This window comes from Thermanaerothrix daxensis, assembly GCF_001306145.1.
Taxonomy (GTDB): Bacteria; Chloroflexota; Anaerolineae; order Anaerolineales; family Anaerolineaceae; genus Thermanaerothrix; species Thermanaerothrix daxensis.
This window is the reverse complement of record NZ_LGKO01000002.1, coordinates 864,876-877,744: the sequence shown is the minus strand read 5'-3', so window position 1 is coordinate 877,744 and position 12,869 is coordinate 864,876. Positions and strand designations below refer to the sequence as shown.

13 protein-coding genes are annotated in these 12,869 nt (G+C 54.7%); all 13 read right to left on the bottom strand.

The features are described from left to right. Positions 1 to 17 precede the first annotated feature (17 nt). Genes SE15_RS04390 through SE15_RS04330 form a run of 13 tightly spaced genes read right to left on the bottom strand, consistent with a single transcriptional unit; the run spans position 18 to position 12,847 of the window. Positions 18 to 944: a PfkB family carbohydrate kinase gene (locus SE15_RS04390; RefSeq protein ID WP_054520875.1), complete on the bottom strand. Its 927-nt coding sequence runs from the start codon at positions 942 to 944 to the stop codon at positions 18 to 20. Continuing rightward, on the bottom strand, positions 941 to 1,864 hold the full coding sequence (locus SE15_RS04385; protein WP_054520874.1) for a carbohydrate kinase family protein: 924 nt from the start codon (positions 1,862 to 1,864) through the stop codon (positions 941 to 943). Before SE15_RS04385 ends, SE15_RS04390 begins: the two co-directional genes overlap by 4 nt. Further along, the gene (locus SE15_RS04380) at positions 1,861 to 2,793 is read right to left on the bottom strand and encodes a nucleoside hydrolase (RefSeq protein ID WP_054520873.1); all 933 of its coding nucleotides are present in this window, start codon (positions 2,791 to 2,793) and stop codon (positions 1,861 to 1,863) included. Before SE15_RS04380 ends, SE15_RS04385 begins: the two co-directional genes overlap by 4 nt. After that, complete coding sequence (locus SE15_RS04375) at positions 2,774 to 3,745, bottom strand: nucleoside hydrolase (protein WP_054520872.1); 972 nt, start codon at positions 3,743 to 3,745, stop codon at positions 2,774 to 2,776. Before SE15_RS04375 ends, SE15_RS04380 begins: the two co-directional genes overlap by 20 nt. Before the next feature lie 12 nt (positions 3,746 to 3,757). After that, the gene (locus SE15_RS04370; RefSeq protein ID WP_054520871.1) at positions 3,758 to 4,171 is read right to left on the bottom strand and encodes a secondary thiamine-phosphate synthase enzyme YjbQ; all 414 of its coding nucleotides are present in this window, start codon (positions 4,169 to 4,171) and stop codon (positions 3,758 to 3,760) included. Between the two features lie 19 nt (positions 4,172 to 4,190). Further along, positions 4,191 to 5,135 carry a carbohydrate kinase family protein gene (locus SE15_RS04365; RefSeq protein WP_054520870.1) on the bottom strand — a complete coding sequence of 315 codons (945 nt, stop codon included), beginning with the start codon at positions 5,133 to 5,135 and terminating at the stop codon, positions 4,191 to 4,193. A 2-nt stretch (positions 5,136 to 5,137) separates the two neighbouring features. After that, the gene (locus SE15_RS04360; protein ID WP_054520869.1) at positions 5,138 to 6,169 is read right to left on the bottom strand and encodes a carbohydrate kinase family protein; all 1,032 of its coding nucleotides are present in this window, start codon (positions 6,167 to 6,169) and stop codon (positions 5,138 to 5,140) included. Then, positions 6,166 to 6,849, bottom strand: coding sequence for a phosphoribosylanthranilate isomerase (locus tag SE15_RS04355; protein WP_054520868.1), 684 nt, complete (start codon positions 6,847 to 6,849; stop codon positions 6,166 to 6,168). The genes SE15_RS04360 and SE15_RS04355 overlap by 4 nt, the downstream gene beginning before the upstream one ends. Positions 6,850 to 6,858: 9 nt before the next feature. Next, complete coding sequence (locus tag SE15_RS04350) at positions 6,859 to 8,187, bottom strand: amidohydrolase (RefSeq protein WP_054520867.1); 1,329 nt, start codon at positions 8,185 to 8,187, stop codon at positions 6,859 to 6,861. Positions 8,188 to 8,214: 27 nt separating this feature from the next. Further along, the gene (locus tag SE15_RS04345; protein ID WP_054520866.1) at positions 8,215 to 9,204 is read right to left on the bottom strand and encodes an ADP-ribosylglycohydrolase family protein; all 990 of its coding nucleotides are present in this window, start codon (positions 9,202 to 9,204) and stop codon (positions 8,215 to 8,217) included. A gap of 2 nt (positions 9,205 to 9,206) precedes the next feature. Further along, positions 9,207 to 10,178 carry an ABC transporter permease gene (locus tag SE15_RS04340; protein WP_054520865.1) on the bottom strand — a complete coding sequence of 324 codons (972 nt, stop codon included), beginning with the start codon at positions 10,176 to 10,178 and terminating at the stop codon, positions 9,207 to 9,209. A 3-nt stretch (positions 10,179 to 10,181) separates the two neighbouring features. Beyond that, complete coding sequence (locus SE15_RS04335) at positions 10,182 to 11,306, bottom strand: ABC transporter permease (RefSeq protein ID WP_054520864.1); 1,125 nt, start codon at positions 11,304 to 11,306, stop codon at positions 10,182 to 10,184. After that, positions 11,303 to 12,847, bottom strand: a complete 1,545-nt coding sequence (locus SE15_RS04330; RefSeq protein WP_054520863.1) for an ABC transporter ATP-binding protein — start codon at positions 12,845 to 12,847, stop codon at positions 11,303 to 11,305. The genes SE15_RS04335 and SE15_RS04330 overlap by 4 nt, the downstream gene beginning before the upstream one ends. Positions 12,848 to 12,869 lie beyond the last annotated feature (22 nt).

Genomic DNA, 12,869 nt, shown 5'->3' with positions numbered 1-12,869 from the left:
AAAGAAAAAATTGTCTCTTACCCGAACGACAAGGTGGTCACACGGTCTCGTAACTGCTTCAAGCGTTCATTCGCCATCTCGCGAGCCGTGGTGATTGGAACTCGGGGCATACCCACCTGAGTAACCAGAAACGACGCCGAGACCGCCCCACGCAGACCGGCCTCAACAAGATCCCCGGTTTCCACCCAGCCCACCAGGAAGCCACCGCAAAACGCATTTCCCGCCCCAATGGGATCCACTACCTCCACCTCAACCGGAGGAACGTGAACCAGTTCATTCCGTCCCTGTTGGGCAAGTAAGGCCCCTTGTGCACCTAACCGCAGCGCCACCGCTGTTGCCCCCGCTTCTAAGAATTGGCGCAACAGGACTGGCGGCGATGCCGGTCCAAACAAGGAGACGGCTTCCTCCAGATTGGGCGAGAAGATCGTTGCCTGCGAAACCAAATGCCGCACTGTTTCTTGGGCGGGCAAGCACTCAGCGGGCTTAAAGGGCTCCAAGCTGATTACACCCCCGAGTTTGCCCAGATTCTGCACAAACTCGCCTCCCCCCTCCAGAGGATGAACTCCTAAATGGAATCCCCGTGCCTGACGGTAGGCAACTGGCAGCCATTCAATGCGGCGGCTCAAATGAGCCATCAAGGCCTCTGGGGGAACGCGCCAGATTTGTGTGCGACGCCCGTCATACTCTAACAACTGCCACGCTCGCAAGGAGGGCTGCTCTGTCTGCCTTACACCCTGCAAATCAATGCCCCACGCCTCCAACCACTGCCACCACACCTGGGGAAAGTCGGGCCCCACACTCGCCACCAACCCCACCGAATCTGACCACAACCGCATTCCAAACGCCGTCTGCGCCCCTCCGCCACCTAGTTCCGCCATTGCAGTACGTCCATCCGGAAGGACAATATCATCCAGAATGAGGTTAAAGGCCACAAAATCTATCACAAGGCCTCCCCCTGCTCGGAAAGGAATTTCAAGACCTCCTCGCGGGTAGGGAAACCACCCCGTGCTCCCAAATGCTGAACGGAAAGAGCGGCCGAGGCATTGGCAAACCGCACAGCCCGAGGAGGCAACCAACCCCACAACCAGGCTGCCAGATAGGCGGCATGAAAGCAGTCTCCGGCACCGGTTGTGTCTACGACTGGCACCCTATAGGCAGGTGCAGCAAACCTACCATCCCGCGTCAGGACAATGGCCCCCTCTGCTCCTTTCGTGATCACCACCTGCTCCACTCCGGCTTCAATCAGATCTTGAGCCACTTCCTCTCGACCAGAAAGGCCTCGAATGGTCTCTTGGGGGCAAAAGAGCAAACGCACCACCGAAAGGACACCCTTCTGATCCAAGAGATTTCCAAGATTGCCTGCTTCAACATCAAGGACCAGCGGAATGCCAATTCGCTCACAAATTTGAGCAACTTCTCTGATCCAGCCAACGGTCCAAGGCACGGTGTAAACAAGACGTGCTTGCGCCAGAGCGTTAATGACTTCATTGTTGAGGGGGGGCAGACGCCGTTCTGGGCTTACCACCAGGATGGTTCGACAGCCCGATGGCTCCAGAAGAACAACCGTAAAATCGCTCAAAGCCGGCGGAGAAGTATTCGGAAACACGACTTCAACCCCAAACTCTTCGAAACCACGCCGTAAAATTTCACCCCCCTCGTCCTTGCCCAAAAGGCCGCTCCATGCCACCCGCAAGCCCAGGCGTGCCGCCGCACAGGCAGTATTGGCTACCAATCCCCCCGCTACCCGACTCACGAAGTCAACCACCAGTTTCTCATCCGGCCAGGGCAAGCGGGGCACGCGCAGTATCCAATCCACGGCTGCGCCGCCCAGGCAGAATATGTCATAGTGAACAGGCTGGTTCATGACTCACGGAGCACGTCAAGCAAATCCTGTTTCCAGCGCCGCACGTCAATTTCCCACACCACCCGCAGGTTGGGTGGTTGATTGAGCACACCGCGCTCATCCACAACCGTCATCCCACGTGTCAGATCACTGGACACTTCCACTGTCACGTAATGGGAAGAGGCTCGGGTGACCACATCCGGATCTAACGCCACCGCCATGGCCACAGGATCAGGCAAAGGTAATCCGGGTTCATGCAGCCATTCGCGATTTACCCGGATGGCCTGGCGATTACAGTCCAACACAAAATCTGCTAGCGGGTGGTTCAAAGCACGAATCTCCGCCATCTCCGCATCATTAAGATTGGCCTCCCCTCGGCAAAGTTCCCATCCCACCATGGTCATGGGCAGGCCGGAATGAAACACTATCCTGGCCGCTTCTGGGTCCACCCAGATGTTGTACTCAGCCGCCGGCGTAATATTCCCAAGGGTGGCAGCCGCTCCTCCCATGATGTAACAGTGGGAAACTAACGATACGATGTCGGGTGCTAGACGCAATGCCAATGCAAGGTTGGTCAGAGGGCCCAGGGTTACTAACGTTATCTCGCCTGGAAACCGCCGCAAGGCTTCAATCATCGCCAGAACCCCATGGAGCGAAGCCGGGCCTCGCTTGGGCTCCGGATAATTCATTTCCCCCATACCGTCCGCACCGTGGAAGAAATAAGCCCAGACAGGCTCTCGCATTAAGGGGCGAGAAGCACCCTCATAGACCGGCGCGTCTGCACCACACAATTCGATTGTGTAACGCGCATTGCGACTACCCAGGGGTACTGGCACATTACCTGCCACGATGCTGACACCTTCTACATGCACCCCGGGCCAACGTAAAGCCATTAGAATGGCAACAGCATCATCGGAAGCGGTATCAGAATCAATCCACAGCCGTTTCATTTTCCTCATCGCTCTCCATTGGTTTCGCCAAACGCTCATAAATTAGATCAAGCACAGCCTCGGCGTTGACTCCCAGGCAAACCTTGACCCGGGGCAAGCCCTCCCACTGGCCATGCCAATCCACTACCGTTTGCCCCATGCACCGCCCCTGCGTTTCCACATAAACCGGTAATTCAGGCGCCTCAAACCATTCGGGCACCAGAAGGTAAGCCACAGCTGTGGGGTCATGGGTATGGGTGGCGCCCCCCATACCATAAAATTGATCGTGAAACTGTTGATAGAAAGGGGTAATAGCGCGCAGAAAATCGGTCGCCCGGTTTCCTGCTTGATACAACCGCTCCCAATATTCCGGAGTCATGATAACGCGGGTGGTCACATCAAGCCCCACCATCGTCACCGGCCAACTCGCCTTGAAGACAATGGCCGCAGCATGGGGATCGTTGTAAATATTGGCTTCAGCCACAGGCGATATATTGCCACGTGTCTCAGCCGCTCCCCCCATAATCACCACACGCCGTGCCAGCGCGGCCGCCTCAGGATCCAGACTCACCGCCAGCGCCAGGTTTGTCAGGGGGCCCAGCGCCAGCAAGGTGACCTCACCTGGGAAACGCCGCAATGCCTCAAGAATAAACTGAGCCGCGTGAAGCGGAAGGGGCTTTCCTTTGGGAAGTGGAGGGAAAGTGTTTCCCAAACCATCCTCGCCATGGACATAAGTGCCCAGTTCACCAAGGGGCAGTACCAGTGGCCGCTCACATCCCCGCGCTACTGGAATACCGTAATGGCCCTCCAGTTCAACCAGACGCAAGGCATTCAGGGTCGTCACTTCAGTAGTAGCATTGCCGAAAACGCTGGTTAGACCGATCACGTCCAGTTCTGACGACCGGAGTGCCAGCAAGATTGCCATGGCATCGTCAATGCCCGGATCGGTATCAATGATGACCTTCTCAGCCACGTGCGCTCCTCCCTAATCCGTATCCCGAATCACTCGCACCCACACTTCGCGTTGACGCGGCCCGTCGAATTCAAAGAAGAGGATGCTCTGCGATCCTCCCAGCGCTATCTCCCCCTGGGTGATCAGAAGCATCAGACTATGTCCTACCAGGGTGGACTTAATGTGACCCGCCGCATCTGCCGGAGTATCATACGTATGATGAAAATCCACCCGCGTAGGAACTAAACGATGGAGTTCTTCGGTCAAATCCTGGAGTGTGGCCGGGTCCAGACAAGAATTTAGAGTAATGGCTGCTGTGGTATGGGGAACATAAAGTACACAAACCCCCTCTTTAATCCCACTTGTGCGCACCACCTCTCTAATTGACTCGGTAATATTGATCAAGCCTTCTCGAAACGTTGTCGCAACCTGTACCTTTGTAAACATATTCTGCCAAGACCTCCGTTTAGAAATCAATGTCCACGCGAAAATCACGCAGCACCCGACGAACCTCATCCGCCGTGGGCACCTGCCGTCCCGAGCCAATCTTCTGCACCTTGGCCGCACCGGTCGCATTGGCAAAAGTAGCCACCTGATGCAACGGCCATTCGTGCAAATAACCGTACAAAAAAGCAGCAGCAAATGCATCACCTGCACCTGTGGTATCACGAAGAGGGACCGGGAACCCTGGCGCAACAATTGTTTCGGTGCGGGTGTGCACCGTACACCCCTTGACCCCTTGTTTGACCACGACCAAGCCGGGGCCACGGTCAAGAAGCCTCTCAATGCCCTCTGCGCCTATACACCCCCCCGTCACCAGTGGTACCTCGGCCTCAGTCAGAAGGATAACCCGGGTACAACGCAGCAAACGCTCCAAACACTCCGGTGTGGCCTGTAACTGGGGGCCAGGGTCAAAGAAAACCGGGATCCCACGCTGGTGAGCCATCTCAACTAGTCGGAGCATGCTCTCCACCAGGGGTTTTTCCATAAAGGTATAGCCCCAAACCTGTAAAGCCTGAACGTCTTTGAGAAAGGTTTCCATCCATGGGCCAGGTAGCAATTCCGGTCCCTCACCGCTACGCCCCAAAAACACATGCTCCCCAAGTCGGTCAACCAGAACGAACACAGTGGTCGTAGTTCCCCCGGGCAAGTGGTGTACTTCCGAGACATCTACCCCCTCTTCCCTGAGGATTTGCAGCACCAAGTAGCCGAAAGTGTCCTCCCCCACAGCGCCACCCGCACACATACTCATACCCAAGCGCTGCCCGGTGATGAGGAAGTTACCCGCACCTCCCGGCTCAATGCGAATGTAGTCTAACAACTGGTCCCGGGCTGCCTCAATGGGCAACCTAGGCACCCCTGCTACAACATCCATCACCAGATCGCCAAACGATGCCACTCGAAGTCCCATCCTTACCTCTGTTGCGTTAGCATTGAACTGATACCCAGAGAAGCGAGAAAGTGCTTAAGGGTATCAATGGCTTCCGCATAAGGGTGCCAATCGGTTATTTCGGCCACTTCTTCCAGAAATGGACCTAGAACCTCAGGAGCGGGTAAAGCCAGCCCGGCCCCATAAACAGTGGTGGCCAAAGCCCCCAGAGCATTGGCTAACACTGCGGTCGGGACAAGCCCCAATCCATACACATACCCACAAATAATCCCCGCAGTGAAGGAATCACCCGCCCCCGTCGTATCCCGAACCTTTACGGGAAAGGCGGGCAAATAAATGCGATGCTCATGATGAGCCAGCCAACAACCTTCAGCCCCCATCTTTATGGCGGCCCAGCGCATTCCCAAACTCAGTAGCCAATCCAGAATCTGTTCGGGCCGCTGGTATCCGCTAAGATAGGCTGCTTCCGCCATTCCCAGAATGCCCACGGATATCCGCGGTAAAACACTTTCAAAAATCTCTGGTGCATCCATGACGGGCTGAAGCCCGCTATCCAGGCAAATGGGAAGATTAGCGGCTTCCGCCTGCGCCAACGCGGTAAGTGCCGCTTCCCGCTGAGGGGATGTCATCAAGGAATAGCCGGAGAGATGAAACAAATCTATCGAGTTCAGCAATCCCTCACCCAGGTGATGTGGCGCAAACGCAGTGTTCGCGCCGCGATAGGAGAACATGGTTCGCTCCCCATCCGGCGTAATCGTAATAAACGTCAGACCAGTCATGTTTTCTGGCAACATCACCACTCCTTGGAGGTCAATCCCCAAGGACTGCAAAGCCCGATACAGGTATTCGCCCCACAAATCACGACCGATGCTCCCAAGTAGCGCGCAATTTACCCCCAGCCGCCGGAGAACAATTGCCGTGTTGACCACCGTACCGCCGACCTGCACCGTGGCCGATTCGGCCAGCCCATCCCACCCGGGCTGAGGAAAACGGGAGATCGTCAGCAGAGTGTCAATGTTGAGATCGCCCAGCAGGGCAATCGTTGGTCGCTTCACCCTCCCTCCTCCTGTACCGCACGGCGTACGGCCTGCACAAATGCAGCGATACGTTGTAAATCTTTTTCGACAGGTGACCCCGGGCGATTCGTGTGGGTGTTCGAATCTACGCCATAAGGGCGAACCTGATGGATGGCTTGAGCCACGTTTTCTGCGCTCAGACCACCTGCCAGAATGACGGGCACCTTCACAGCTTCAACAATCCGACGACTAAGTTGCCAATCATGAGTGTGACCCGTTGCGCCCACGCCGGGGAATCCTACCACCTTGGTATCCAAAAGGAGGAAATCACAATAGGGTGCAAAGCGAAGGGCCAACTCCAGACTCTCTTCTCCACCAACCGGAATGGCTTTCATCAGGCGAATCGTATCGGGAAGGCGCTGCCTCAGTGCCCGCATCGCCGCTTCATCCACATCTAGCGGATCAGTCGAAATATGGACAATGTGCGGCTTAACCGCATGGGCCATGCGCACAATTTCATCTACTTCAGTTGCCATGGTGAGGGCCACGCTCACAGCATGTGCAGGCAACCCCTCAACCAGGGCACGGGCTTCCGAAAAATCCAACTCCCCATGCACCAGACCATAACGCCCGGCTACAAACCCAATGTGATTGACCCCCAAATCCACAGCCGCCAGAGCATCCGAGAGGCGGGTAAAGGCATATATCTGAATGATCATCTCCCCTCCTCATACCGGATAGGTGGCGATCCGCCGTCCAGGCACACGCTGATTCAGTCGTTCTAGACGCCGTTGAACTTCTTCCTTGATCCTCTCCCTATCGAGCGTGAGCAAACGGCGATTTTGCATCAGCACTTGCCCGTTGCAAATCACCGTATCCACATCCTGTGCCGAAGCGCTATAGATAAGATTGGCGACCGGATTATAGCGCGGGAACATGGCCAAACGATCCTGACGCAGAAGTGCAATATCGGCCAGGAAGCCAGGCTTCAGAGCACCAAGCACCCCATCTTGGCGCACAACCCTTGCACCATCTAGAAATGCCATTGCCAAAACTTCGGCAATCGGCATCACTGTCGAATCATGGGCTGCGTCCTTCTGAGTCAGCGCCAGTAAACGCATCTGCTCCAAAATATCCAACGTATTGTTACTGACTGCACCATCTGTGGCCAGCCCCACCGGAATACCCACGCTTCTGAACCGACTTACTGGTGCCGTGCCCATCCCCAGTTTCAAGTACGTTTTGGGGGCATGAGCAATGCCGGTAGGATGATCCGCCAGAATCTTATAGTCCTCTTCCTCAGGATATAGACAATGAGCCAGAAGCGTGGGTACCTCTAAAACTCCACTTTCCAACAAAACCCGCACAGGCGACATGCCATAGAGTTGATGGCTGTGTGCAACCTGGGCTGCTGTCTCTGAAACATGAATGTGGATGCCCACATCCAGATCGCGAGCATAATGGGCACAGAGGCGTAAAAAGTCGGGCGTGGTCGTGTAGGGCGCATGGGGACCCAGCCAGGTCGTTATCCGCCCCTCAGCCGTCCCCTGCCAGCGTTTCACAAACTCAACCGTCCGTGCCAGTTTTTGCTCACCCTCATGACCAAAGACCGCCCAAACCAGGTTGGCCCGGAGACCCGCCTCACTCACAGCCTGGGCAACCTCATCCATGAAGAAATAATGATCTGCCACGTAGGTAATACCGGCCTCAATCATCTCCGCCAGCCCCAAAAGCGCTCCCCAATAAACATCCTCAGGGGTTAGATTGGACTCAAGGGGAAAAATGTAATCGTTAAACCAGGACTCAATCGTAACATCTTCCGCCAGACCCCGAAAAAGCACCATCGGAACATGGGCATGAGTGTTGATCAACCCTGGAATGGCCAATAATCCCTGCGCTGAAAGCCGCGTGGCTTCCTTTGGGACCGATAAGCTACCAGTCGGTCCAATGGCCTTGATGTAAGTTCCCTCGATCAGGATATCCTGATGGGGCAAGAAACGCACATTCCCGTTCTCAACTGTCAAAAGATCACAACCTTCAATCAGCAAAGTCTGCATGACTATCTTCTCCCCAAAACAATTGCCTCACCAAGTTATCAACTGATACAACCCCTCCGCAACCGCTTCAAAATCCAGGTCCGGATTGGCCAACCGCAATTGCTCCAACCATTTTGGATCGAAGGCTTCAATTCCCTTCCACGCACCGGCAATTGCACAAGCAATGGCCGTCACAGTATCAGCATCACCGGAAAGCGCCGCACCATACATGGCCGTGCGGCGGATATCTCCCTGAGCCATGACCAACACCCCGAAGGCTGCCGGCACCGCTTCGGTAATCGCCAGACCAGCCCCAACTACATCATAAAGCGCTTGCAGACGCTCACGCTCATTTCCCAGACCTCGAACGATTTCCAGTGCTAGGTCAATGCGCCGGGCAATGGAGGCACCCATCCAGAGATGCCCCATTTTCAGTCCCACGGTGGCGGCATCTTTCGCTGCCGCAATAATATCCTCGAGGTGAGCCTCCGGACGCATGGCTGTAGCAATTGCCGCCGCAACGGCAGCAGCCCCCGAAACCGCCACATTGGTATGATGCGTGGGAATGCAGGATAGATATGCATCGGCGATCGCGCCCTTCGGGTCGCCCGGATGGATCAACCCCACAGGAGAAACACGCATTGCCGCGCCATTGGTATCCCCAAATCGTCCCACTTGATAAAGGTCTTCGCCTCGTTTCAGGGCTTGAATCGCCCGCCGGGTAGAAGGACCTACATACGGAGAGCGGTCCCCACCGATTCGCTCATACCACGCGATCAATGCCCGTGCCACTCCCTCAGCACTAACACACCCATCTGAGAGAATAGCCTGAGCCAGGGCAAAAGCCTGTTCCGTATCATCCGTGACCCGCCCTGCCGGTAAACCCGCATGAACCGGGTGATCCTCTGGTGCAGGTACAAAGGTCTCCACCCAGCCCCCAAAATGCTCCCAGGTGGCCTCTGGGGTTAACAAAGCCGGCATTCCCCAAGCATCCCCCAGCGCTTGCCCGTAAAGCCCACCCAAAATTCTGTTTAGCATGGTTAATCTCCTGCGGCATGGGTTTCTGCTAAGTGCTTCTCCTGGAAACGACGTGCTCGCTCAATTGCCTGTGCCCGCTGACGTACGGAATATACCACCAGCGCCAGCACTGTTGCCGCGTAAGGGATCATCTGCACCCACTGTGAGGGAATAGCCAGTGAACCCAACTGATTCGAAAGCGCATCAAAGAACCCAAACAAAATCGCGGCAATTAGTGTCCCCCATGGAGTTCGCCCACCCAGGAACACCGCCGCTAGGGCAATAAACCCTCGCCCGGCTGTCATCTCGCGCTGAAACAGGGTCAAGTAAGCCATGGAAAGATTCAACCCTCCCAAAGAGGCCAATACCCCGCTCAGGAGAAGCGCGCCGAGCCGGATCCGCCGTACATTAAGCCCTAACGAGGCCGCCGCTTCGGGATTTTCGCCCACGGCTCGTAAATGCACTCCCTGGGGCGTACGATACAAGTACACCGAAACCAACCAGGTAAGAATGAAGGCCAGGTAGGTAAAAATATTGTGCCCGCTAAGGATCGTTCCAACCACGGGAATATCTTTAACTACGGGAATGTTAACCACCGGTACCGCCTTGCTTGCCAGCGTCGAGGAACTTCCTTTATCACCGGTCAGTACATACAATAAGAAAATCGTACCGCCTGTTGCCATGATGTTAATCGCAATGCCCGAGAGAAAAAGATCCGCCCCAAGGTAAAGATGAAAGTAGGCGAGGAAAGCCGCCACTAACACCCCCGAGAGAATCCCGGCAATGACTCCTAGCCAGACATTTTGGGTATAGGCCGAGATGACTACACCCGTGAAAGCCGCCACCAGCATGATGCCTTCCAGTGCAATGTTAGTGGCTCCACTTAATTCTGAGATCAAACCACCCAGCGCCGGTAAAATCAGGGGGGTACTGATGCGCAGAACGCTGGCGACGAACAAGGCGCTAAAAATCCCTTTTAGAACAAGTTCCCACATAGTCTACTGGCCTCCCTCTGCCAGAGATGCGGCTGGTTGGGCTTCCCGACGAGCCGCTACGCGTTGCTGGATCACGGGCAGCACCTGCTCAGCGGTCACCAGCAAGATAATTAATGCCTGAATGACCAACACCATCTCACGCGAGACATCAGAACTGCGCTCCATAATATCCGCACCCGCTCGCAAATACCCGTAAGCCAGCGCCGAAAGCGGGACGAAAAGCGGATTGTTGCGTGCCATCAGGGCTACAACAATGCCTTCAAACCCGATCCCAAGCGAAATGTTCTGAATCAATTTGGTGTGAATGCCCATCGCAAGGTGGGCTCCTGCCAGCCCGGCAAAAACACCACTCACCGCGAAGGCCAAAATAATGGTGCGTTTGACATTAATGCCGCCATAACGCGCAAACTTGATATTGGCTCCAATCATGCGCAACTCATAACCAAAAGGAGTGCGATACATAAGAAAATACGCCACCAGGAAAGCAAGGATGGCCAGATACAACATGATCGTAATGTTGGTCTGGCTCATGAAACGTGCACGCAGGTCCGCAAGGAAAGGCAAAGGTGGAACAAACGAGGGTAGAATTCCGTCTTTCGTGAAGGTCTCCGACGCGTTGTAACCCGCATTCGGGGGTTTGATGTGAAAAATCAAAAAATAATCGTAGAGCTTCAGCGCAATCGTGTTTAACATCAAGGTGGATACAATTTCATTAGCATTCAAATGAGCCTTCAGGTAGCCGGGAAGATATCCCCACACAAAGCCCACTCCCATTGCAGCCAAAAGCGCCAGCGGAATCCGCAAATAACCGGGCAAGGGAACAAAAAGAGCAATTGAACCCGAGACTAAAGCACCCAACAAAATCTGGCCTTCAGCTCCCAGACTAAATTGTTTGGATTTGAAGACCAGTGCAACGGCCAGCCCCACCAAAGTCAAAGTAATTGATTCTTCAATCCAATCACCAAAGCGATTAAACCGAGAAAGGGGCCCCAACAGAAAAGCGCGATAGGCTTCAAGGGGTTGTTTTGAAACCAACAAAGTAATGAAAAAGCCAAGCAATAATGCCGCAGAGACGGCAATTATTATGCGTAAAAATTCTCGCACAGCCGGCTTACGCAACAGGTTCATAAATAGGCCTCCATCTCCTCTGGGGATTGCCGTTTTACCCCCAACATGTAATAGCCAATCTCCTCTTCCGTCGCCTTTGCAGCCTCTGGGAAAACGCCTGTAATTTGCCCCTCATACATTACCACCAGGCGATCTGACAAACTCATTACCTCGGCCAGGTCAGCCGAAACCAGTAGGACTGCTGTGCCGCGGTTGCGCTGTTCAACCAGTTGTTCACGGATAAATTCAGTAGCCCCCACGTCTACACCGCGTGTTGGCTGAGCAGCAATGAGCAGTTGAGGCTGGCTGGAAAATTCACGCGCCAGAATCACCTTCTGCATGTTCCCTCCCGAAAGCGAAGCCACAGGCACCTCACCCCCGGGTGTACGAATATCGAAGATTTCGATCAACTGCTGTCCATGCCGTCTCACTTCGTTGTTATCAATGAACCAACCTCGCCGAAATGGGGGACGAAAATAGCGATCTACAATCAAATTCTCATTAATGGTTGCTTGCAGAGCCAAACCATTCGTCAGACGGTCCTCAGGAATATGGGCCACTCCCGCCAACCGCACTGCCCGCGGGGTACGATTTAATATGGGAGTGCCCAGCACCCTAGCCTCTCCCCCAGTTGCAGGTCGCAAGCCGGTTAACACCTCAACCAGTTCGGTTTGCCCATTGCCTTCCACACCCGCAACCCCCAATATCTCGCCAGCATACACATTGAACGAAACCCCACGAAGCACCTGGCGCCCCGTTTCAGACACATAAGTTAGATCACAGACCTCGAGCACCTTTTCGCCGCGCACCTGCGGGGGCTTAGAGACCTCCAGAAAGACATCTCGTCCAACCATCATCCGAGCCAGCCCTTCACGGGTGGCCTCATGAGTGAGAAGGGTGCCCATCACTCTGCCCCCCCGCATTACTGTTACCCGATCCGAGATTTCTTTTACCTCACGCAATTTGTGGGTGATAAAGATCACCGTTTTGCCCTGCTTCACCAAAGTACGAATGGACTTGAACAGTTCAGTCGTTTCTTGGGGGGTGAGCACGGCTGTGGGCTCATCTAAAATGAGAATCTGCGCTCCGCGGTAAAGAATCTTGAGAATCTCCACTCGCTGGCGCATGCCCACGTTGACGCTCTCGATAGTGGCCTCAGGATCTACTTTCAAGCCATATTGGCGTGAAAGTTCCTCCGTAATTTGAATCGCCGCCTTACGATCCAAAAGTCCACGCCGGGTTGGCTCCTTTCCCAACACAATATTTTCGGCTACAGTGAGCGACGGGATCTGCATAAAATTCTGGTGCACCATCCCGATCCCCAACCGAATGGCATCCTGGGGTGAGTGGAAATGCACCGAATTACCATTAATACGAATCACCCCGGAGGTCGGGCGCTCTTCGCCGTAGAGGATTTTCATCAAGGTGGTTTTCCCCGCACCATTCTCACCCACCAGGGCATGGATTTCCCCCCGCTCCACCGAAAATGACACACCATCATTAGCAACTACCCCATTGGGGTAAATCTTGACAATGTTGTCCATCTCAACCAGAGCCGCCATGCCACCTCCATTTAACTTTATA

Coding starts and splice junctions, on each gene's coding strand:
- SE15_RS04385 (WP_054520874.1), bottom strand. CDS start 1,864: ATGAACCAGCCTGTTCACTATGACATATTCTGCCTGGGCGGCGCAGCC.
- SE15_RS04380 (WP_054520873.1), bottom strand. CDS start 2,793: ATGAAACGGCTGTGGATTGATTCTGATACCGCTTCCGATGATGCTGTT.
- SE15_RS04370 (WP_054520871.1), bottom strand. CDS start 4,171: ATGTTTACAAAGGTACAGGTTGCGACAACGTTTCGAGAAGGCTTGATC.
- SE15_RS04365 (WP_054520870.1), bottom strand. CDS start 5,135: ATGGGACTTCGAGTGGCATCGTTTGGCGATCTGGTGATGGATGTTGTA.
- SE15_RS04355 (WP_054520868.1), bottom strand. CDS start 6,849: ATGATCATTCAGATATATGCCTTTACCCGCCTCTCGGATGCTCTGGCG.
- SE15_RS04350 (WP_054520867.1), bottom strand. CDS start 8,187: ATGCAGACTTTGCTGATTGAAGGTTGTGATCTTTTGACAGTTGAGAAC.
- SE15_RS04345 (WP_054520866.1), bottom strand. CDS start 9,204: ATGCTAAACAGAATTTTGGGTGGGCTTTACGGGCAAGCGCTGGGGGAT.
- SE15_RS04340 (WP_054520865.1), bottom strand. CDS start 10,178: ATGTGGGAACTTGTTCTAAAAGGGATTTTTAGCGCCTTGTTCGTCGCC.
- SE15_RS04335 (WP_054520864.1), bottom strand. CDS start 11,306: ATGAACCTGTTGCGTAAGCCGGCTGTGCGAGAATTTTTACGCATAATA.
- SE15_RS04330 (WP_054520863.1), bottom strand. CDS start 12,847: ATGGCGGCTCTGGTTGAGATGGACAACATTGTCAAGATTTACCCCAAT.